This is a genomic window from Thalassotalea sp. PLHSN55, assembly GCF_052030545.1.
GTDB lineage: Bacteria > Pseudomonadota > Gammaproteobacteria > Enterobacterales > Alteromonadaceae > CANMXU01.
Genome location: NZ_JBPDIH010000004.1, coordinates 427,133 through 449,219 on the forward strand (window position 1 = coordinate 427,133; position 22,087 = coordinate 449,219).

Annotated in this window: 17 protein-coding genes; 13 read left to right on the plus strand and 4 right to left on the minus strand. The window is 39.3% G+C overall.

From position 1 onward, the window contains the following. Positions 1–96 precede the first annotated feature (96 nt). Positions 97–1,500, plus strand: coding sequence for an MFS transporter (locus ACRRSQ_RS10380; protein ID WP_440875663.1), 1,404 nt, complete (start codon positions 97–99; stop codon positions 1,498–1,500). A 101-nt stretch (positions 1,501–1,601) separates the two neighbouring features. Here ACRRSQ_RS10380 and ACRRSQ_RS10385 read toward each other — a convergent pair whose 3' ends face one another. Together ACRRSQ_RS10385 and ACRRSQ_RS10390 are read right to left on the minus strand one after the other, a co-directional pair. Further along, entirely contained in the window at positions 1,602–1,754 is a 153-nt protein-coding gene (locus ACRRSQ_RS10385) for a hypothetical protein (protein ID WP_440875664.1), read from the minus strand. A 227-nt stretch (positions 1,755–1,981) separates the two neighbouring features. Continuing rightward, complete coding sequence (locus tag ACRRSQ_RS10390) at positions 1,982–4,690, minus strand: CHASE domain-containing protein (protein ID WP_440875665.1); 2,709 nt, start codon at positions 4,688–4,690, stop codon at positions 1,982–1,984. Between the two features lie 336 nt (positions 4,691–5,026). On the opposite strand from ACRRSQ_RS10390, the gene tkt reads away from it, so the two are divergent. From tkt to ACRRSQ_RS10420, 6 genes are all read left to right on the plus strand, one after another. Next, positions 5,027–7,015 carry a transketolase gene (gene tkt / locus ACRRSQ_RS10395; RefSeq protein WP_440875666.1) on the plus strand — a complete coding sequence of 663 codons (1,989 nt, stop codon included), beginning with the start codon at positions 5,027–5,029 and terminating at the stop codon, positions 7,013–7,015. A gap of 105 nt (positions 7,016–7,120) precedes the next feature. Continuing rightward, entirely contained in the window at positions 7,121–8,134 is a 1,014-nt protein-coding gene (gene epd, locus ACRRSQ_RS10400; protein WP_440875667.1) for an erythrose-4-phosphate dehydrogenase, read from the plus strand. A 96-nt stretch (positions 8,135–8,230) separates the two neighbouring features. Continuing rightward, the gene (locus ACRRSQ_RS10405; protein WP_440875668.1) at positions 8,231–9,403 is read left to right on the plus strand and encodes a phosphoglycerate kinase; all 1,173 of its coding nucleotides are present in this window, start codon (positions 8,231–8,233) and stop codon (positions 9,401–9,403) included. 439 nt (positions 9,404–9,842) lie between these two features. Continuing rightward, the gene (fba, locus tag ACRRSQ_RS10410) at positions 9,843–10,907 is read left to right on the plus strand and encodes a class II fructose-bisphosphate aldolase (RefSeq protein WP_440875669.1); all 1,065 of its coding nucleotides are present in this window, start codon (positions 9,843–9,845) and stop codon (positions 10,905–10,907) included. A 184-nt stretch (positions 10,908–11,091) separates the two neighbouring features. Beyond that, on the plus strand, positions 11,092–11,922 hold the full coding sequence (locus ACRRSQ_RS10415; RefSeq protein WP_440875670.1) for a mechanosensitive ion channel family protein: 831 nt from the start codon (positions 11,092–11,094) through the stop codon (positions 11,920–11,922). Continuing rightward, a complete protein-coding gene (locus ACRRSQ_RS10420; RefSeq protein WP_440875671.1) occupies positions 11,912–12,688 on the plus strand; it encodes a DUF481 domain-containing protein in 777 nt (258 codons plus the stop codon). The genes ACRRSQ_RS10415 and ACRRSQ_RS10420 overlap by 11 nt, the downstream gene beginning before the upstream one ends. 488 nt (positions 12,689–13,176) lie before the next feature. Here ACRRSQ_RS10420 and ACRRSQ_RS10425 read toward each other — a convergent pair whose 3' ends face one another. Beyond that, entirely contained in the window at positions 13,177–14,772 is a 1,596-nt protein-coding gene (locus ACRRSQ_RS10425) for an isocitrate lyase (protein WP_440875672.1), read from the minus strand. 338 nt (positions 14,773–15,110) lie between these two features. On the opposite strand from ACRRSQ_RS10425, the gene ACRRSQ_RS10430 reads away from it, so the two are divergent. The 6 genes from ACRRSQ_RS10430 (at position 15,111) to ACRRSQ_RS10455 (ending at position 20,988) form a co-directional block, all read left to right on the plus strand. Further along, on the plus strand, positions 15,111–16,049 hold the full coding sequence (locus ACRRSQ_RS10430; protein WP_440875673.1) for a LysR family transcriptional regulator: 939 nt from the start codon (positions 15,111–15,113) through the stop codon (positions 16,047–16,049). A gap of 21 nt (positions 16,050–16,070) precedes the next feature. After that, entirely contained in the window at positions 16,071–16,457 is a 387-nt protein-coding gene (locus ACRRSQ_RS10435) for a CidA/LrgA family protein (RefSeq protein ID WP_440875674.1), read from the plus strand. Next, the gene (locus ACRRSQ_RS10440; protein WP_440875675.1) at positions 16,447–17,160 is read left to right on the plus strand and encodes an LrgB family protein; all 714 of its coding nucleotides are present in this window, start codon (positions 16,447–16,449) and stop codon (positions 17,158–17,160) included. The genes ACRRSQ_RS10435 and ACRRSQ_RS10440 overlap by 11 nt, the downstream gene beginning before the upstream one ends. 307 nt (positions 17,161–17,467) lie before the next feature. Continuing rightward, entirely contained in the window at positions 17,468–19,633 is a 2,166-nt protein-coding gene (locus ACRRSQ_RS10445) for a malate synthase G (RefSeq protein ID WP_440875676.1), read from the plus strand. Positions 19,634–19,969: 336 nt separating this feature from the next. Beyond that, positions 19,970–20,410 (plus strand): hypothetical protein, encoded by a 441-nt coding sequence (locus ACRRSQ_RS10450; RefSeq protein ID WP_440875677.1) that lies wholly within the window; start codon positions 19,970–19,972, stop codon positions 20,408–20,410. Positions 20,411–20,706: 296 nt separating this feature from the next. Next, positions 20,707–20,988 (plus strand): peptidylprolyl isomerase, encoded by a 282-nt coding sequence (locus tag ACRRSQ_RS10455; RefSeq protein WP_440875678.1) that lies wholly within the window; start codon positions 20,707–20,709, stop codon positions 20,986–20,988. A 141-nt stretch (positions 20,989–21,129) separates the two neighbouring features. Here ACRRSQ_RS10455 and secF read toward each other — a convergent pair whose 3' ends face one another. After that, positions 21,130–22,077: a protein translocase subunit SecF gene (secF, locus tag ACRRSQ_RS10460; RefSeq protein WP_440875679.1), complete on the minus strand. Its 948-nt coding sequence runs from the start codon at positions 22,075–22,077 to the stop codon at positions 21,130–21,132. Between the last annotated feature and the right edge of the window lie 10 nt (positions 22,078–22,087).

A 22,087-nucleotide genomic window follows, 5' to 3' on the forward strand; every position in this document is an offset into this window, starting at 1 on the left:
TAGCAGCCCTTTTCAATCAATGCATTACTGAAAAATTGAGAAAATAAAAAAAAACAAATTTCCCTTTACTATCCCTCGGTGCTCAACGAGAATAATTTGACAACAACTCTAAAAATTCAAGCCATGCTACTTTCGTCAAACCACACTTGTGAGCGTGTTTTATTTAAGCAAAAGCTTTTCCTTGGCATCGGCTTTATGGCGATATTTTTTGCTAACCAAGGTGTCGGTATTTTAGCAACGCCTTATTATCAAATGACCTTAGGTGTTGATCCGGTACTATTAGCCTTAGCGATGAAAATACCGGTTTTTGTTGCCAGTTTTCTTGCACCATTTATTGGCCAATGGTCGGATCGTTATCAATCATCATTTGGCCGTCGGCGCCCTTTTCTTTTTGTTTTCCCTTGGTTTTCGTGTGTCATTTTTGGGTTGATTTGGATGGTTCCTGCCGAATGGGATCGCGATACACAGCTGACCTACTTTGCCATTATGGTATTAATTTTTTATGTCTTTAATACCTGCTGGATGGTTCCAATGAAATGCCTTGCCTATGAGGCCAGTGAAGATCACCACGAACGTACCCGCGTTATGGCCTTTGTTACCTACTTCTTTAAATTTGGTGCGATATTTTATCATTGGGTTTTTCCTATTGCGCAGCTCAGTTTCTTTGGCGGCATTATCATTGGAATGAAATTTGTTGGCTGGGGCGTAGCGCTTATATTTTTAGGTTTATTTGGCATGTTACCCGGTATTTTTCTTAAAGAACGTCGTTTTAAAAAAACCACTGTCGCGCCAAAAATATCGTTATTACAGGGCTTATCCGCCATTGTTAAAAATCGCAATATGAAGATTTTATTGGCCATCATATTCACCCAGCTAACCCTTGGCAGTTTTGCTGCCAGCATGGACTATTATGTACTGGTTTATTATATGAACGATGGTGATATTGGCGCAGGGGCAACGTGGAAAGGCGTACTATCGACGTCGTATGCCATTGCCGGTATGATCGCCATTGCGGTATTGGCTAAAGTTTCAGTCAAAATTGGCAAAATTAATACTATGAAATGGGTTTATCGCTTAACCATTGTTGGCGGCTTGTGCAAATGGTTTATCTATCAGCCGGGCGCCAATTGGTGGTTAGTTTTAGACGCCATTATGTGTACCGCCATATGGGGTTCTATGGCGGTAATTATTACCTCGATGATCGCCGATCAAATTGATGTTGACCATTGTGCGAGTAATATTCGCCGCGAAGGGCTTTTTGTCTCTTTACAAGCTTGGGTTGTTGCTGCCGCTAATGTTTTTTCTGCGGTAGGAGCAGGATTTGCCTTAAACTTAATCGGTTTTGATGCCCTGCTTGGTTCAATACAAACGGACTTTTCAATTACGGCTATGCGCGTATTTCTTGTCGCTGGCACAGTCGTTTCGGCACTAATTGGCTATTGGTTGATCAAACAATATGATTTAGATGAACAAGCTTTTATGGAAATTATAAGCAAATAAAAGACTCAATTAAACGTTCAACGATTTAAGGTTAAAAAATTTAAAGCAAAAAAAACCTCACCGAGGTGAGGTTTGTCTATTTCATATAAAAGGAAGTTTTATTACACCACTTCTTTTTTATTTATTTCTGTTGTCACTTCCATGTCACCTGCTACTGATGCATTACTCATAAGTGCTGATACAGCAAGCACAAACACTGCGAGTATTACTGTAGTTAGCTTGATCCCACTACTACCTGAAGGTGATTTACGCATTACTTTTCCAAAGGTTTAGTTGTTGTTGTTATTTTTTACCAAACTTAAAACAGTACAAATTTAAAGCATTAAAACAAACATTTCAATGCTGTTTAAACGAATTTATCGAATAAACATCAATATTTTACCGCATTTATGACAAAACATTAACAATTGCATTATTTTTTCATTAAAAGCGTTCATATTTTTGATTTAGCACAATAACTAACCTGAGTTCAGTTTAAGCATTAACCAGTTTGAGACAGGTAATATTTTAATTTTTCGACATTAATTGGTTTTTGCAAATAACCATTCATGGTGCCTTTTATGGTTAGCAGCTTTTCGGGAGACAGTTGCTGTGAAAATAAACCAATAATCACGAGTTCATTATGCTTATTGTCTCGCCTTATTTGCTCCGCCACATGCACTGCATCAATCAAAACATCGTCGCCGTCAATGATCATTAATTTATAACGGTGTTGATGAACGACTTCAAATATTGATTGTTGTGAATAGGTAACGTCAAATTTACGTGTTACCTGATTCAACAACACGCCTATCTCATTAACCAGTTCTTCATCACAACTTGCGAGTAAAACATCTTTATTGGTTAATAAGGTTTTATAAGTAATAGAGTCCATTTCAAACTGAGACTCAACCGTTTGGTTAACTGCTGGTAATTGCACCAAAATAGAAATACTGATCACCGAACTACCTGAAGGTAAATGAACTACTTTAGCGTTTCCTCCTAATAGCTGGCTAAGCTCTTTTACCATAGTCATCGCGGTACTATGGCTTTCTAATTCACTGTTTTCATCATCAAAAATATATAAATTATTTTGCTCGCTAATTAGTGTTTCATCAGCAGAAAACACAAAAAATAACGACGTGCTTGCCACTTTATGCAAATGCGCTTTAATCGAAACCCTAAGTACATCGGTTTGTAATAAAGAAAAAGCGTTATCTGTAATAATGGTAAGTAATTGCCTAAGTCGATATTCGTCAACATCAACAAACTGAGGCACGTTTTTACCCAGTAAAACTTTGACCGATTGTCCTCTTAAACGAGCCGTATTCTTCAAGGTAGCTTCAATCTGTAAAACAAAATCATGCAAATCGACTTTATTGGTGTTTAAGGTTAGCTTGCCAGACTCAATACTATTGAGATCTTGAAGATGGTCAACTAAATGGCCCATCGATTGGCTTGCATTGCGCACACTACCAATTGCGTTGGCTGATACTTCTGGCAGCTTTTTGTCTCGATAGCTGTTTAAAAATGTTTTTACCGCCAACAATGGCGACTTTAACTCTAGTGCTAACGTCGATAGAAATTTTGTTTTGGCAAAGTTTGCTTGGTCGGCTTGCTCTTTAGCTAAAATTAACTCGCGTGTTTTTAACATCACTTGGTTGCTCAGTTCAGTAGAATAAGCAGCCATCATTAAAATTAAGATTTGGAAGAAAATGCCTCCAAGAGTTCCTCCTAATAAAAGCCCCCATGTCTGCCAAGACTTTTGCTGCACATCCCAAGGTTTTATTTCAGAAACCGAAATTAACCACTGTCTGGAAAACAAATCCATCGTCAATTTTTGCACTAAACGATTTTGATAAACACTTTCTTGACCATACAAAATATAAGGCGCGTTATTGCTATTATCTAAAATAGAAAACTGAATATTTTGCTCTTGTAAAGTAGACGCTAAATTCTGAAAAAAATCATCGAACTGGACAACGGCAGATACATAACCCGAAATGACAAAATTACTACTGCGTTGTTCACCAAAGTGCAATGCAGAACCACTATTGTATATAGGAAAAAAAATCAGCGAGCCCGGACGTTCAAAATTATCTTGAACTAGGGTGATTGGCGCACTGGCAACAATTTCCCCGGTTTTTTTAGCCTGATTCATGGCGGCATATTTATCGGGGTGCGTGATAAAGTCGAGACCGAAAATCGAACGCCTATTTTCAGCGGGATAAATATAAAGCACAGGAAAATACAACGCCCTAGGTGATGCTTTAATTAAATCTCCCATCATTGAAGGTTCATAAATAGCATAAGGAAAACTATGCTCTTCGCTCGCCATTTTTTCAAAGCTGGCTTTATTTTTTTGCGTAACAGCGGGTACCCATTCAAGTGCTTTAATACCTGACTCAGGCAGATAAACTCTTTGCGCAAACTGACGAAATTCATGCTCGGTAACTTCATCGCTGGCACTTAATAGTGCCGCAAGTGCATTTACCTGAAATGCTATTTGACTCGCTTTTTGATTAATAGAGTTAGTTATCAGTGTGGTTGCGTCTTCAAATCCATCGTTGCGATGATGCTGATTTGATTTTTGAGAAAAAACAAATAACAAACTAATGGCGATACAGCCCATCGCTGACGCAATAACAACAAAGAAGCGCTTAATAAAAGAAAGCTTTTGCTCGCCTTGGGTTAATAACAATGAAGGCGTAATAAAAACAGCCGTTAAAATACTGCCTGCCCAACTGCTAAAAAATGCATAAATAAGCGAACCGGCTAATATTTTTGCATCTAACACGGCAACCAATATTGTGGCACTAGCAGAAACTAGCCCGGCTAGCGGACCAATTTTAGCAAGAAAAACAAACAACAAGGCACGACTATTAAGCCATTGTTGGTTATAAACGTATTTATAAGTAAGCTGTTTGGTCCAAAACGCTTGTAAGGTTATCGCTAAAAAACTAATTAGAGTGATCGCTAGCTCGACTTGGTAGTCAAAGTAGAAATACACAAAACAATTAAAGAGTATCGTGCCTAGTAACACCGCTAATAAAGAGCTCGCGCCCCATAATAAAATTAACGCGCCAGTAACACCTGCTGCTGGGCCAACATAATTGACAATCGAAAATGGTTCAATTGCTGTACTGGCAATAATACATATTGCTAAATACAGGCAAACTGCAATGAAGAATTGACTCATCCGAAATGGCATAAACAGGCTAAACCTTTATTTTACAATACTGGACATTATTGAAATTATTTTAATAACAAGGTTAAAGTTAAATTAACTACACAAGACAGTCTGTTAAGTCACTTTAACATTTCTATACTACCAAGATAACTACGGAAAAATGAACAATGTTTGTTAAATCATAAAAAATAATAAGAAATAACAGAAAAAATTTGCAGTTAAGGTGCTGTCTAGGTGAAAATACCGACACATAATTTCTAATACAAAAATAACTATAATTTAGCCTGCTTAGTCGCAAGCAGTTACAGTATTATTTGTCACTGGACCCCTTTTCTTACAACAATATTTGGAGCAGTTATGCCTTCGCGTAAACATTTGGCAAATGCCATAAGAGCTTTAAGCATGGACGCCGTGCAAAAAGCAAAGTCTGGACACCCTGGCGCCCCTATGGGCATGGCAGATATCGCTGAGGTACTATGGCGTGATTTCTTAAAACACAATCCAACAGACCCTAACTGGGCTGATCGTGACCGTTTTATTTTGTCAAATGGTCATGGTTCAATGCTAATTTATTCATTGTTACATTTAAGTGGTTACGATTTACCGATTGAAGAGATAGCTAATTTCCGCCAGCTTCATTCAAAAACACCAGGTCACCCAGAATATGGTTACACACCAGGCGTTGAAACAACCACAGGTCCTCTAGGCGCAGGTATCTCTAACGCAGTAGGTATGGCAATTGCTGAAAAAACCTTAGCGGCACAATTTAACCGTGACGGTCACGAAATTGTTGATCACAACACTTACTGCTTCTTAGGTGACGGTTGTTTGATGGAAGGTATTTCGCATGAAGCTTGTTCTTTAGCGGGTACATTAGGCTTAGGCAAGTTAATTGCGTTTTGGGATGACAATGGCATTTCAATTGATGGCCATGTTGAAGGTTGGTTTACCGACGATACACCAAAACGATTTGAGTCTTACGGTTGGCACGTCATTAGTGTTGACGGACATGATCCTGAAGCAATTAGCGCTGCAATTGCAGCAGCAAAAGCGGTAACCGACAAGCCAAGTATGATTTGTTGTAAAACCATTATCGGTTTTGGTTCACCAAATAAATCAGGTTCTCACGATTGTCACGGTGCACCATTAGGTGATGACGAAGTGGCAGCAACACGTGAATTTTTAAACTGGCCACATGCGCCTTTTGAAGTGCCTGAAGATGTTTACGCACAGTGGGATCAAAAAGAAAAAGGTCAACAAAGCCAAGCAACTTGGGCTGAAAAATTTGCCGCTTACCAACAAGCGCATCCTGAGCTTGCCGCTGAATATGAACGTCGTGTCATTAAAGGCGACTTACCAAGTGATTTTGAAGAAAAAGCCAATGCCTTTATTTTAGAAAGCCAAGCAAAAGGTGAGAACATCGCCTCGCGTAAAGCATCACAAAATACCATTGAAGCCTTCGGTAGCATTTTACCAGAACTGCTAGGTGGTTCAGCCGATTTAGCCGGCTCTAACCTAACCTTATGGTCGGGTTCAAAAGGCATTGAAACCGATCCTGCCGGTAACTACATTTTCTACGGTGTACGTGAATTTGGTATGAGCGGCATCATGAATGGTGTTTCTCTACATGGTGGTTTCATTAATTATGGCGCAACTTTCATGATGTTCATGGAATACGCGCGTAACGCTGTACGTATGTCGGCACTAATGGGTATTCAAAATATTTTTGTTTACACTCATGATTCAATTGGTCAAGGCGAAGATGGCCCAACTCACCAACCGATTGAGCAATTAACCAACCTTCGTACTACGCCAAATATGGATACATGGCGTCCATGTGATGCAACCGAATCTGCTGTTTCTTGGAAGTCAGCGGTTGAGCGTAAAACAGGACCTACTTCTTTAGTATTTTCACGCCAAGGTTTACCGGCTATGCCTCGTACTGAAGCGCAAGTTGCTGATATCGCCAAAGGCGGTTATGTATTAGTTGATTGTGCAGCAACTCCTGACGTGATTTTAATTGCAACGGGTTCAGAAGTTGAGCTAGCAGTTAAATCTGCAGCGGCACTAACAGAAGCGGGCAAAAACGTACGTGTTGTTTCTATGCCTTCAACCAATACCTTTGATGCTCAGTCTGCTGAATACAAAGAGTCTGTATTACCTTCAAGTATTACTAAACGTGTCGCAATTGAAGCCGCTCATGTCGATTTCTGGTGCAAATACGTTGGTTTTGCAGGCAAAGTTGTTGGTATGACAACATTTGGCGAATCAGCACCTGGTGGAAAACTTATGGAACACTTTGGCTTTACGGTAGAAAACGTAATAGACACAGTAAACAGCCTATAATTTAGCCGGTTAATAAATTACAGCTGAGTGAACAAGGTTCGCTCGGCTGTTTTTGTTTTTAATAACCCCTAATAAAAAGATACAATCTAAAATGATAGTTTTAAGATGACAATAAGAATCGCACTCAATGGCTTTGGCCGCATAGGCCGTAATGTCGTTCGCGCTTTATATGAAAATAACTATCGTGACGAAATAAAAGTCGTTGCTATTAATGAGCTTGCATCGCCCGAGGGCATCGCTCATTTATTGAAATACGATACCGCTCATGGTCGCTTTAAATATCCAGTAAGTTTAAAAGGTGGCAACCTGTTAATTGGCGAAGACGAGATCGTACTAAGCCATGAAAAACACTTGCATCAAATGCCGTGGCAAGCACATCAAATTGATTTAGTACTAGACTGTACTGGCATGTTTGGTAGTAAAAGTGAAGGTTTAACCCATATTAAGCAAGGTGCCAAAAAGGTATTGTTTTCCCACCCTGGTGCCTCTGATGTTGATGCAACCATTATTTATGGCGTTAATCACCAAAGTTTAACAAGTGAAGACATCGTCGTATCCAACGGCTCTTGCACAACTAACTGTATTGTTCCTGTGATCAAAGCATTAGATGACGCTTTTGGCGTTGAAAGTGGCACAATTACCACCATACATTCATCAATGCATGATCAACAAGTCATCGACGCTTACCATAGTGACTTGCGTAGAACACGTGCAGCGAGTCAATCGATCATTCCTGTCGATACAAAACTCGCACAAGGTATAGAGCGAATTTTACCGCAATTTTCTGGGCGATTTGAGGCCATCGCGGTGCGTGTACCAACAATTAATGTTACGGCTATGGATTTAAGCCTCACCATTAATTGTGAAGTAGATATACAAAAGGTTAATCAGGCCATTGTTGCGGCTAAAAACAATGGCCTAAATGGCATACTCGATTATACCGAAGAGCCACTAGTTTCGGTCGACTTTAACCACGATCCGCATTCTTGCATCGTTGATGGCAGTCAAACTCGTGTTAGCCATAAACGATTAATCAAAACACTTATTTGGTGTGACAATGAATGGGGATTTGCCAACCGCATGCTAGATACTGCCGTAGCAATGCACAAGGCATCGTAAATAACAACCTTGCTTAAATAACTCATAATAAATTGATGTTATAAATATGACATCAATTAAGTTTAAAAATGATAACGCTCTTAAGGGAGAATCAAAATGTCTGTAATTAAAATGACCGATTTGGCATTAGCCGAACAACGTGTATTGATCCGTGAAGATCTGAACGTACCTATTCAAGAAGGTAAAATCACTTCTGATGCGCGCTTACGTGCAGCATTACCTACATTAAAAATTGCCTTAGAAGCCGGTGCTAAAGTGATGGTGATGTCTCACCTTGGACGCCCGACCGAAGGTGAATTTAACGCTGACTTCTCAATGCAGCCAGTAGTCGACTATTTAAGCGCAGCTTTAAACTACCCTGTAAGATTAGTTGCCGATTACCTTGATGGTGTAGATGTAGCAGCAGGCGAATTAGTGGTATTTGAAAACATTCGCTTTAACGTTGGCGAAAAGAAAAACGACGATGCGCTTTCGAAAAAATTAGCGGCATTATGTGACATCTACGTTATGGACGCATTTGGCACAGCTCACCGCGCACAAGCGAGTACTCACGGCGTAGCTAAGTTTGCCCCTGTTGCCGCTGCTGGACCATTATTATCAGCTGAGCTTGCCGCATTAACCAAAGCGCTTGATAACCCAGCCCGTCCATTAGTTGCGATGGTGGGTGGCTCTAAAGTATCAACTAAATTAACGGTACTCGACTCATTATCAAAAATTGCTGATACCTTAGTTGTTGGTGGTGGAATTTCAAATACCTTTGTTGCCTCTGCGGGCTACGAAGTGGGTAATTCATTATATGAAGCTGATCTTATTCCAGAAGCACAGCGTTTATGTAAAGAAACAGACGTGGTATTTGCACAAGACGTAACCGTGACCAAGGTCGGTTTTAGTGACTGGAAACATGACTCAGCAACAGAAATTAAGCAGCTTAAAGATATTTCAGCTGACGATGATATTATTGATTACGGTCCAGAAAGTGCGGCAAAAGTGGCTGAAATTTTGAAGTCAGCAAAAACCATTTTATGGAATGGTCCTTGTGGCGTATTTGAAATCGACGCGTTTGCCAAAGGCACCAAAGTTATTTCTCATGCAATCGCAGAAAGCGATGCCTTTTCTATCGCAGGCGGTGGCGATACTTTAGCGGCAGTAGATAAGTACAACATTGCTGATAAAGTTTCTTATATTTCAACCGGTGGTGGCGCTTTCTTAGAGTTTTTAGAAGGCAAAGTATTACCTGCTGTCGAAATTTTAGAGCAACGCGCCAAGTAAACTTTCAAAGGCGCTTACCAGCTCAAAAACGTACAAATCTGTAAAATTAGCTCCAAGTGCGAGAATTTAATTTTTCGCACTTGAAGTTACTTTACTAAAATAAGACTTCCCTCACTAGATAGACAAATCTGCCACAAAAACTTCATAAACAAACAAAATTCAATTTTAAAACATAAAAATCAATAAGATAAAACCAACAACCAAACAATTTAATAGCAAACAATTCACCTTCACATATCTCGTTGTTATTAATTTTCGTTATTAGCTTTCATATTGACGTCAAAGTAAATAAAAGTCAGCAATTGGCTTTTAATCGGTGCATTTCGTTTAAATTCCCTGCTACAATACAGAAAGAGACAAGAAAGCTTTCACACACAGCAACAAAAGCTTTCAATATTTAACAAATTCATTACTTAAAATTTTTACTAGGAGTAGTTTTATGGCATTGGTTTCTATGCGACAAATGCTTGATCATGCGGCTGAGTTTGGTTACGGCATTCCAGCTTTTAATGTGAATAACTTAGAGCAAGTTAGAGCCATTATGATGGCAGCAAATGATACCGATAGTCCGGTTATTTTGCAGGCAAGTGCAGGTGCTCGCACTTATGCTGGTGCTCCTTTTTTACGTCACCTTATATTAGCAGCCATTGAAGAATTCCCACATATCCCAGTGGTAATGCATCAAGATCACGGTACTTCACCAAGCGTTTGCCAACGCTCTATTCAACTTGGCTTCTCGTCAGTAATGATGGACGGCTCTTTAGGTGAAGACGGTAAAACGCCTTCAAGTTATGAATATAATGTCGATGTAACACGCCGCACGGTAGAAATGGCGCACGCTTGTGGAGTTTCAGTTGAAGGTGAACTAGGTTGTTTGGGATCTTTAGAAACCGGGGAAGCGGGTGAAGAAGATGGTATTGGCGCGGTTGGCAAACTCACGTTAGATCAAATGCTAACCGATCCTGAAGAAGCAGCAGACTTTGTTAACAAAACCCAAGTTGACGCTTTAGCAATTGCTTGTGGCACCTCACATGGTGCTTATAAATTTACCCGCCCGCCTACCGGCGATATTCTTGCTATTGATCGCATTAAGGCAATTCATCAACGAATTCCAAATACGCATTTAGTGATGCATGGTTCGTCTTCAGTACCACAAGATTGGTTAGCGGTTATTAATGAGTTTGGTGGTGAAATTCCAGAAACTTATGGTGTACCTGTCGAACAAATTCAAGAAGGCATCAAAAATGGTGTGCGTAAAGTCAATATTGATACTGATTTACGTTTGGCGTCAACAGGTGCTGTTCGTCGATTTTTAGCGCAAAACACCAGTGAATTTGATCCTCGTAAATATTTAGCCAAAACGACTGAAGCCATGTACGGCATCTGTAAAGATCGTTATGAAGCTTTTAACACCGCAGGTAATGCGAGTAAAATTAAACCAATTTCGTTAGAGAAAATGTTCAACTTATACGAAGCTGGTAAGTTAAATGCGCTGATAAAGTAGCACTAGTGCACAACAAAATGACATCATTTTTATAAAGGAGCCTCGGCTCCTTTTTTATTTCCCCCCTCCTAATTATTTTACATTTTTATAACATTATTAATTTTTCACTGGGTTAAGCTAAAAATGTTTTATATAATGTGTTTTTACGCAACATTATGTAACTCAATATAATCCAGGGGGATTTATGGACGCTATAGTGTCATGGTTTTCTGACAACCAAGATATGATCCAAAACTTTTTAATTAAATTTGCTATCGCTATTGTAATAATTATCGTCGGTAAGCTTGTCGCTCGATTAATTAGTAGCACAACGGCAAAAGTAATGGCACATAAGAATGTTGATCCTGCCGTTATCAGTTTTATCTCAAGTATCGTTTACGGTATTGCCTTTTTTGTCGCCATTATCGCCGCGATTTCACACTTAGGTTTTAATACATCATCTCTTGTTGCAATCGTCGGTGCCGCCGGTTTAGCGATAGGCTTAGCCTTACAAGGTTCATTATCTAACTTTGCCTCTGGCGTGCTATTAATTATTTTAAAACCCTTTAAAAATGGCGACTTTGTCGAAGTTGCTGGTGTTGCGGGCATAATTGAAGAGATCCATATCTTTTCAACTAAGTTTAGAACGGGTGACAATAAAACAGTTATCGTGCCAAACAATTCAATTACCAGTAGCAGTATCACCAACTACTCTACTAAGCCAAAACGCCGTATCGATTTAGTCATTGGCGTTAGCTATGATGCCGATCTAGCAAAAACTAAAGAAATTTTAACAACCATTACCAGTAACCACGCGTTGGTATTACAAGACGAAACTACCACTATTGGCGTAAGCGAATTAGCAGACAGCTCAGTTAACTTAGTTGTGCGCCCTTGGGTTAAATCATCAGATTACTGGCCTGTGTACTTTGATTTACTTGAACAAATTAAAGTGACACTTGATGAAAATAATATCGAAATACCATATCCACAATTATCTTTACATGTAAACAAAGAGGAAAATCATGAATCGTAAGCTAGCCATAGCCGGGCTTTTAGCTCTTCCACTATCAGTATTTGCGGAAGATGCAGCCGTTGAAGAAGAAAAATCAAACTTAACCGGCTCTGCAGAGTTAGGCTTGTTATATAAAACAGGTAATACTCATAGCGGCGATTTAAAAACAGGTTTTGATTTACGTTATGAAGAAGGTAAATGGTTAAGCCTTCTCGATTTTAACTTCTTGAAAAAGAAGAGCGATGTAAAAGATGCCGAAGGTGAAACGCACTTTATAACGACAGACCAAAAATGGAATATTACCTCACAAACTAACTACACCTTAGAAGGTGAAAAGAACTACATGTACGGTAATATTTGGTATGAAGATAATGACTTTAATAGCTTCAACAACCAAAGCTCGTTCTCAGCAGGTTGGGGTCGTCATTGGTATAAAAATGAGAAAGCGTCATTATGGGCTGATATTGGTCCGGGTTATAAACGTGATGTCGTTAAAGCTACCGATACTGTAGCTGAGCACACTCAGTCAGCTTTCATTATTCAGGCGCAAGCATTATACCTACGTAAACTAAATGAAAATGTTGAGTTTAAACAAACGTTCAGTGCTAAGTATGCGGTAAGAAGTGATGAAAACAGCATTTATAAAGCTGAATCTAGCATTACCACTAAACTGATCTCAACATTACAGTTAAAGTTCTCTTTTACGGTTGATTACAATACTGAAGTTGATGACGATACTGAAAATACAGATACACAAACAGCGGTAACGCTTGTGTACGGTTTTTAATTATTGGGTTAGTTAAATACTTCTGATAGGAAAAGAAAAAAACCAGTAACTTAGTTACTGGTTTTTTTATGCCGTTTTTCACATAGATAAAGTGATAGCTCTAGGCTGTATCTGTTAACCAATCATACAGCTTACTTTTCCTCTTCAGTTTATCTTCTTTTTACCATGTAAAACGCATCCCTGAGGCTGACCGCTGATTACTGACTGCTGATTACTGACCGCTTGTCACTTACCGCTGATTACTTACCGCTTGTCACTTACCGCTGATTACTTACCACTTGTCACTTTCCGCTTGCTGCTTACCGCTTACCGCTTATTACTTTCCGCTTATTACTTACCGCTTGTAACTTATAGCTTGCTACTTACCGCTTGCTACTTATCGCTTGTAACTTTCCGCTGATTACTTGCCGCTTGTAACTTGTAACTAATTCAATCACGCACAAAAAAGCCGCAATTAAGCGGCTTTTGCAATCAGTTCCGAGTCTACATTATGAGAACTGGTTAGAGGTGTTTTTCGCGCCACCAGCTTTAAGTGCATTTTCACCAGCAAAGTATTCTTTATGCGCATCACCAATGTCAGAGCCTGACATGTTTTGATGTTTAACACAGGCAATACCTTGACGAATTTCTTGACGTTGTACACCTTTAACATAACCAAGCATACCTGCTTCACCAAAGTATTCTTTTGCTAAGTTATCTACCGATAACGCCGTTGTATGGTAAGTTGGTAACGTAATTAAGTGATGGAATACATTCGCTTCACGTGAAGTATCCGCTTGGAAGGTACGTACACGCTCGTCTGCTTCTGCCGATAATTCAGAATCATCATACTTCGCATTCATTAAGTCAGCGCGCTCATAAGCCGATACGTCTTTACCTGCTTCAGCCCAAGCATCATAAGCTTGTTGACGGAAGTTAAGCGTCCAGTTAAATGATGGTGAATTGTTATAAACCAGTTTCGCATTAGGATGTACTTTGCGAACATCATCCATCATACCTTTAATTTCATGAACAGTAGGAACGGCTGTTTCAATCCAAAGTAAATCTGCGCCTGCATTTAGTGCACCGATACAATCGAATACACAACGCTGATGGCCAGTGCCTTCACGGAATTGATATAAACCTGAAGGTAAACGCTTAGGACGAACTAGCTTGCCATCGCGATTTAAACAAACATCACCTTCACGCATTTCAGATACATCAATTTCTTCAACATCTAAATATGAATTGTAAATATCACCTTCATCACCTGGCTCTTTTACCACAGCAATTTCTTTTGTAAGACCTGCACCTTCAGAGTCAGTACGTGCAACGATAATACCGTTATCAATGCCTAACTCTAGGAATGCATGACGTAATGCACGAATTTTCGCGTGAAAATCTGCATGTGGAACAGTCACCTTACCGTCTTGGTGACCACATTGTTTTTCATCTGCTACTTGGTTTTCAATTTGCAGTGCACAAGCACCCGCTTCGATCATTTGCTTAGCCATTAAGTAAGTTGCTTCAGCATTACCAAAACCAGCATCGATATCTGCAACAATTGGCACAACATGTGTTTCGAAGTTGTCGATAGCGGTTTGAATTTCTTTCGCTTTAGCTTGATCGTCAGCTTCGTTTGCTTTGTCTAACTCGCCAAATAAAATACCTAATTCACGCGCATCGGCTTGGCGAAGGAAGGTGTAAAGCTCTTCAACTAATGAAGCAACGGCTGTTTTTTCGTGCATAGACTGATCAGGAAGTGGACCAAACTCAGAACGTAGCGCTGCAACCATCCAACCAGAAAGGTATAAGTAACGACCTTTAGTACTACCAAAATGCTTTTTAATTGAAATCAGTTTTTGCTGACCAACAAAACCATGCCAACAACCAAGTGATTGGGTGTACTTCGTTTTATCAGCATCAAATGCGTCCATATCAGCGCGCATAATATCGGCTGTATATTGAGCGATTTCTAGACCAGTTTTGAATTTATTTTGAGCTCGCATACGAGCGACAGATTCAGGGCTAATCGCATCCCAAGAACTTCCTGCTTTTTCTTTAATTGCTTTAACTGCTTCTATTGCGCTTTGATAGTTAGACATATCGCTCTCCAAGAATGTTGTGTCACTGTGTTTATAATTTAAGTATGAAAGTCGTTAAGTAAGCTGTCATACCGAACAACAAAAATAATAGTACAACCACCCAGTATTTAGTAAATATATAATTACTATTACCGACATTCACACAGGAAATACTAAGAGAAAACGGTCAAAAACAATCGTAAAAATAATATTTTTAACAACAAATTCAGCAAGATAAACAAACAGCAACCTACAAAACTATTTTTTAAAGTAATACTAATTAATAAAAACGGTTGAACAAGTTCATAATTTAGCTTATATATATTTCAATTATACCTTTCAAGGGATTCATTAAACTCATGAATATTTCTAAAGTTGACCTTAACCTACTTATTTATCTAGATGTTTTATTAAGAGAAAAGAATGTTACACGCGCGGCAAGCCAACTTAACATTACCCAACCAGCAATGAGTAATGGCTTAAAACGCCTGCGTACCCTGTTTAATGATCCTATATTAGTACGAACTTCTGACGGCATGGTGCCAACTGAACGAGCAAGAAGCTTGTCACCGGTGATCAGAAAAATATTATTGGAACTTGAAGAGGCACTGCAAGGTGAAGAAGAGTTTAATGAACAAAATAGCCAACGTGTATTTCGTTTAATGGCCAGTGATTATGCTGCCTCCACCCTACTTCCAGGCCTACTTAAACGCATTAATCAAATAGCGCCTAATGTCACTATCGACATTATGACACCTTCAGACGTTACCTTTCATGACGTAGAAGCCGGTAAAATTGATATGGCCATTAACCGTTTTGACGAGCTACCGCAGTCTTTCCACCAAAAAACGGTATGGCGTGATTCGTTTTCCTGTTTGTTAAGTGCTGACAACCCTGTGGTATCTAAGTTTAATTTAAATTCATACCTTTCTTCTAAACATGTTTGGGTATCTAAAACCGGCTTTGGTGTTGGTGTTGGAATGGATCCTAAAGACGTACAAAAGCTAGGCTGGGTAGATGAAGCACTTGCACGATTAGGCAAAAAGCGTGATATAAAAGTATTCAGTCGAAACTACCATGTTGCCATGCAACTGGCTTATGAAGATGGTTTGATCGCCACATTGCCTACACGCGCTGCTATGCTTCATGAACACGATCCAAATTATACAATTTTGAAACCGCCTTTTGACATTCCAGATATCGAATTAAAAATGATTTGGAGCCCGCTGTTACACCACGACGCGAGTCACATTTGGTTTAGACAACTTGTCGTCGAAACAGCAAACGCAACTCGTTAACTAACACTATTTAGCTAGGTTATGAGCAAAGCAAAACGAGTTTACATCGACATTATCTATAGCATTTTAGCGATCATGCTGTGTTTAGCTATTGGCAAGGCAATATACCATTATTTTGGTGGACTGCCCGGTAGCTTGTACGGCATGATTGTTTTAAACCTCTTGTTATATTTTCAGTTAGTCGACCAATATAGAATAAAAGCGACAATTGAATGGGTGATTCAAAATATGGGTGTGTGTTTTGTGCCCGCAGGCGTTGGTATTATTAACCATTTTGACTTAGTCGCTAAACATGGTCTTGCTATCGTTAGCGTTATTTTCATCAGCACTATGGTTTTGATCACCTTCGTCGGCTTCGCAGTACAAAAGTGTGAAGCTAAGAGTATCAGGTCAGCACATGTTGACTGATATTTTAACCTCTGCCCTGCTTATTATTTCAACCATCGCAATATATCAAATTGCGGTAGTTATACAACGAAAGGTAGCAGCACTTTGGTTAAATCCTATGCTAGTTGCTATTGCGGTTATTATTCCAATAATGCTCTGGCAAGGCACGTCATTTGAATTTTATTTCAAACATACTCAAGCGCTTAGCAATTTATTAGAGCCAGCAGTTGTTGCGCTTGGATACCCCTTATATCAACATTTAAAAACCATTCGATATCATTGGAAAATGTTTGCTAGCGTTTTAACGCTAGGCGTGATCATTGTTATTCTGGTCAGTTTCATTCTCAGTATGGCGCTCTTTTATATTCCTGAAGTGGCTATTGCTTTGTCATATAAATCAGTCACGACACCAATAGGCATTGCGCTTACCGACGCCTCGGGCGGCAACAGTGCAATAACAGCTTTCGCCATTATTCTTGCCGGATTATTTGGCGCATTATTAGGGCCAAGCTGGCTAACGCATATCGGTGTAACCTCAGCCAAAGCACAAGGCCTTGCCATTGGCGCAGGTAGTCATGCCCTTGGTACATCAAGCATTAGTAAAATCAGCTACGAGCATGGCGCATATGGCTCGCTTGCATTAATTGTATCGGCGGTAATAACTGCGCTTATCGGTCCACTAATTGTCGATAATTTAGTACTTTATTACGCAACGGCCACATAAATACTACCAATACCACCACCGACCTACCATTCACTAAAACTATACCTACTATCACTATTTACAATATTTTTATAATCCTGTATTAATTTGAAAAATAACAACAAACTAACTAATTGTTATTTAAGAATATTACTCAAAAGAACCTAGAGTTATATGGCTGTTTTATACGACTAATATTCCTTTTGTCGCCAACTAGGCGTTATGGCGCTATTGCAACAACGACTTTTAGGCAATACATTTCATCTTAATAAACAAGTTTTCCATAATGAAAACTTTTACCAACCTATACATAATATTCGAGGGATTTATGAGTCAACGAATTGAAATAGCTGATTTACGTGTATCTACCTGCCTTTATAACTTTATTGAGCAAGAGGTATTACCTAACAGCGGTATTGACACTCACCATTTTTGGAACGAGTTTTCACAAATTGTTCACCAGCTAAGTCCTGAGAATAAGAGTTTGTTAGCCACTCGCGATCAACTGCAGCAACAAATCGACCAATGGCATACTCAAAACCAAGGTGAAAATTTTGATTTTGCTACCTACAAAAGCTTTTTAAAAGACATTAATTATATCGTACCTGAAGTAGAAGACTTCAGTATTACCACAAATAACGTTGACGCCGAACTAGCCACTATGGCAGGTCCACAACTAGTTGTACCGGTAATGAATGCACGATTTGCGTTAAATGCAGTAAATGCGCGTTGGGGAAGCTTATATGATGCATTATATGGTAGCGATGCTATCAGCGATGAAGGTGGCGCAGAGCAAGGTAGTCAATATAACCCAGTGCGTGGTGCAAAAGTTATTGCATTTGCCCGAGACTTTTTAGACCAAAGTATTCCGTTACAGTCTGGCTCTCACGTTAATGCAAATCAATATAAAATTATCGACCAAACCTTGATCGTTGAATTAGAAAATGGTCAACAAACACAACTGCTATCCCCTGCCGCTTTCATCGGCTTTAGTGGTGATATTAACCAGCCTACTGGTTTACTCTTTAAACACAACGGCTTGCACTTTGAAGTGGCTTTTGATCCAAGCAGCACTATCGCAAAAGCTGATAAAGCAGGCGTTAGCGATATTATCATTGAAGCGGCACTGACAACGATTATGGATTGTGAAGACTCAGTCGCCGCTGTTGATGCCCAAGATAAAGTGATTGCCTATAAAAATTGGTTGGGCTTAATCAAAGGCGACCTAAAAGAAACCATTAATAAAGGTGGTAAACAATTCGATCGTACCATGAACCCCGATCGCCAATATCACAACGTAAGTGGCCAAACCTTGTCAGTTAAAGGGCGAAGTTTAATGTTCGTGCGAAATGTTGGTCATTTAATGACAAACAACGCGATTTTAGATAAAGACGGTAATGAAGTGCCTGAAGGCATAATGGATGCGATGATCACGTCACTCATTTCATTGCACGATCTGCAAAAAGGTACCCAAGGCAACAGCGCCCAAGGCTCGATTTATATCGTAAAACCTAAAATGCATGGCCCAGATGAAGTGGCCTTTGCCGACAAATTATTTGCACGTGTCGAGCAAGCGCTTAATTTAGCAACCAATACCATAAAAATGGGCATTATGGATGAAGAGCGCCGCACCAGTGTTAACTTAAAAGCCTGTATTAACAGCGCAAAAAATCGCGTGGTATTTATTAATACCGGATTTTTAGATCGCACCGGTGATGAAATTCATACCTCAATGAAAGCCGGCCCAATGGCGCGTAAAGCCGATATAAAGTTAACACCTTGGATTGGTGCATATGAAGACAATAATGTTGATATTGGTTTAGCATGTGGTTTTAGCGGTAAAGCACAAATCGGTAAAGGCATGTGGCCAATTCCAGATCAAATGTCGAACATGTTAGCCACCAAAATTAACCACGTGGAAGCCGGTGCAAATACTGCTTGGGTACCATCACCAACAGCGGCAGTACTGCATGCATTACATTACCATCGCGTTGACGTATTCAGTCTACAACAAGAATTAAAAACTCGCACCACAGCCAATATTGATGATATTTTAACCATACCGCTAGCACCAGATACAAATTGGAGTGCGGAAGAAATAAGCCAAGAGCTAGATAATAATGCACAAGGTATTTTAGGGTATGTTGTACGCTGGATTGACCAAGGCATCGGTTGTTCAAAAGTACCTGATATTAATGATGTCGGTTTAATGGAAGATAGAGCGACCTTGCGCATATCTAGTCAACATTTAGCTAACTGGCTTGAGCATAACATCTGCACTAAAGAGCAAGTGATGGCGAGTATGAAGAAAATGGCAGCAATTGTTGATCAACAAAATGCTGGTGATCCATTATATCAAGCAATGTCTGAAAATTTTGACAACAGCATCGCTTTTAAAGCCGCATGCGATTTGGTGTTTTTAGGTGATGTTCAACCTAATGGCTATACTGAACCTTTATTACATCAATACCGTATAGACAAAAAGGCGAGCTAGTTTTAGTTAGTGAACTATACAAGTAAGCACATAAATAACCTATCAGTGCTAATATTCGTAACAATATATTAAGTAACGGATGAAAGTTATTATAACTTCATCCGTTCTTATTTTTATATGTTTTTACTATTGGCTTTTTAAGCGAGTTTTAAATTAGCAAGAATGGCAATATTTCGGCTCATTTATTCGAAATGCAGCAGCTTAACGCAAAAATTTGACATTCCGGCTTATTAAACTCGACGTTAAATAGCTTGCAACATATAGTTAACATTCGTACAATTTGGTTACAAATGAGAATTGTTTCATCACAGGCAACGGATTAAGTGTGGAGTTATTATGAACAAACTAGCAAAATCATTAAAAGTTTTAACTTTATCTGGTCTAATTGCTGTTAGCTGTACGGCGCTTCCTGCTTGGACTAAAGTCAATGTCCAACCGGCTCAAGCTGCGCAAACAAGTTCTTATAACGCTACCATAGCGGTGGTATACACAGGTATATCTGATATTTCTCCCAACTTTGTGACACAACAAGTTGTCATAAAAACTAACCAGCAGCCTGATCTACATACCCCAGCAGAAAAGCCGCACCAAGTAAAAGGTGATGGTCAAACGCACAACAATATCTTTGACATAGCCATTATTTTTAATGATAAGTTACAGCAATTTCTTGCTGCATTTTCACGATTCATCTTTAGCAATGCCCACGCAGAAACGGCAAAAGTAATGGATCAAAACAATAATGTTGCGAGCGTAGATAACTGCAAAGTGATCAACTAGTACATTCATAAATAGTTTGAGTTTATTGAATTCAGCTCGCTCCAGTGATTGCCGTTTATTCCCCATTCTTGATAATACAGCAACACCTCTTACCCCTATTTCACAGCTCATTCATTTCTCTTGATACGTTATCAACAACACCTACCAATCTGTTCCATAACTATTTAAAAAACATATTGCTCACACAGCATTAACAAGTTCTTAACACAAGTAAGAAATTTAAAATTCTTGCTTCAAAGTCATTAAAAATTAGTTTACTGTTGGCGTAGATTCCCACAATAGGTAGAGAAAATTACATGGTAACAGCATCAGCACGTCATATTTTAGTAGACACTGAACAAGCATGTTTAGATTTAAAAACAGAAATTGAGTCAGGTGCCGATTTTGCAGAAATAGCAAAACAGCATTCAAACTGCCCATCAAAAGCGCAAGGTGGCGCATTAGGTTCATTTGGTCGAGGTCAAATGGTTAAAGAATTTGATCAAGTAGTATTTAGCGCTGAGCTAAATAAAGTACAAGGACCGGTAAAAACACAATTTGGTTATCACTTAGTAGAAGTCACTAACCGTACCGAGTAAACCGCTTTATATCATTATAAAAACAGTACGCAATAGACATAAAAAAAGCGCTTCAATTTGAAGCGCTTCAATTTGAAGCGCTTTTTTGTAGCTTGTAGCTTGTAGCTTGTAGCTTGTAGCTTGTAGCTTGTAGCTAGGTCATTATGGCATCATTGCTTCTTGATCAGCGCCTTCTTTTTCAATCACTTCAGGGATCAGGTCTTCTTTTGAAATACCTAACGACAAGGCAATTGAACTTGCTACGTAGATCGAAGAATAGGTACCAACAAAAACACCTAATAGTAATGCAGTGGCAAAACCATGAATTAATGCGCCACCTTTAAAGAATAATGCCGCCAATACCAATAGCGTTGTAATTGAGGTAATAAAGGTACGGCTTAAGGTTTGTGACAACGAAATATTAATTATCTCAGCCGGACCACCTTCTCGTATTTTTCGAAAGTTCTCACGAATTCGATCCGAGACAACAATCGTATCGTTAAGTGAATAACCAATTACCGCCAGTATTGCAGCTAGTACGGTTAAATCGAACTCTAATTGTAAAACAGAGAATAAACCAAGGGTCAGCAGTACATCGTGAAATAGTGCGAATACAGAGCCTAAAGCAAAGCGCCATTCAAAGCGAAATGCAACATAAACTAAGATACAAATTAACGCAGTTAGCATGGCTAAGCCGCCCTGCTCCGCTAATTCGTCACCAACACTTGCACCAACAAACTCAATACGGCGCATATCAACCGCTTGACCAGTACCTTGTTCTAATACTTCCAGTACTTGGTTACCGATCATTTTCGCTTCAACACCATCGCGCTGCGCTAAACGAATCACGACATCACGTGAGCTACCATAAAGCTGCACAACCGCATCTTCAAAGCCGTTAGTGTCCATAACTTGACGGATTTTGGTTAAGTCAGCCGCTTGTTCAAAGCCTACTTCAATCAAAGTACCGCCGGTAAAGTCTAAACCGAAATTTAATTTATTTACCGCTAATGACGCAATAGACGCGGCCATTAATAACATACTAAATATCATGGCTATCTTGCGATAGTTCATAAAGTCGACTGTTTTTTTCAATTGTAAAATTTGCATAATTTAATCA

Excerpts from the sequence above, each read along its gene's own strand:
- ACRRSQ_RS10435 (WP_440875674.1), top strand. The coding sequence starts at position 16,071 with ATGAGCAAAGCAAAACGAGTTTACATCGACATTATCTATAGCATTTTA.
- ACRRSQ_RS10405 (WP_440875668.1), top strand. The coding sequence starts at position 8,231 with ATGTCTGTAATTAAAATGACCGATTTGGCATTAGCCGAACAACGTGTA.
- tkt (WP_440875666.1), top strand. The coding sequence starts at position 5,027 with ATGCCTTCGCGTAAACATTTGGCAAATGCCATAAGAGCTTTAAGCATG.
- ACRRSQ_RS10445 (WP_440875676.1), top strand. The coding sequence starts at position 17,468 with ATGAGTCAACGAATTGAAATAGCTGATTTACGTGTATCTACCTGCCTT.
- secF (WP_440875679.1), bottom strand. The coding sequence starts at position 22,077 with ATGCAAATTTTACAATTGAAAAAAACAGTCGACTTTATGAACTATCGC.
- ACRRSQ_RS10450 (WP_440875677.1), top strand. The coding sequence starts at position 19,970 with ATGAACAAACTAGCAAAATCATTAAAAGTTTTAACTTTATCTGGTCTA.
- ACRRSQ_RS10430 (WP_440875673.1), top strand. The coding sequence starts at position 15,111 with ATGAATATTTCTAAAGTTGACCTTAACCTACTTATTTATCTAGATGTT.
- ACRRSQ_RS10425 (WP_440875672.1), bottom strand. The coding sequence starts at position 14,772 with ATGTCTAACTATCAAAGCGCAATAGAAGCAGTTAAAGCAATTAAAGAA.
- fba (WP_440875669.1), top strand. The coding sequence starts at position 9,843 with ATGGCATTGGTTTCTATGCGACAAATGCTTGATCATGCGGCTGAGTTT.
- ACRRSQ_RS10390 (WP_440875665.1), bottom strand. The coding sequence starts at position 4,690 with ATGCCATTTCGGATGAGTCAATTCTTCATTGCAGTTTGCCTGTATTTA.
- ACRRSQ_RS10420 (WP_440875671.1), top strand. The coding sequence starts at position 11,912 with ATGAATCGTAAGCTAGCCATAGCCGGGCTTTTAGCTCTTCCACTATCA.
- ACRRSQ_RS10440 (WP_440875675.1), top strand. The coding sequence starts at position 16,447 with ATGTTGACTGATATTTTAACCTCTGCCCTGCTTATTATTTCAACCATC.
- ACRRSQ_RS10385 (WP_440875664.1), bottom strand. The coding sequence starts at position 1,754 with ATGCGTAAATCACCTTCAGGTAGTAGTGGGATCAAGCTAACTACAGTA.
- epd (WP_440875667.1), top strand. The coding sequence starts at position 7,121 with ATGACAATAAGAATCGCACTCAATGGCTTTGGCCGCATAGGCCGTAAT.
- ACRRSQ_RS10455 (WP_440875678.1), top strand. The coding sequence starts at position 20,707 with ATGGTAACAGCATCAGCACGTCATATTTTAGTAGACACTGAACAAGCA.
- ACRRSQ_RS10415 (WP_440875670.1), top strand. The coding sequence starts at position 11,092 with ATGGACGCTATAGTGTCATGGTTTTCTGACAACCAAGATATGATCCAA.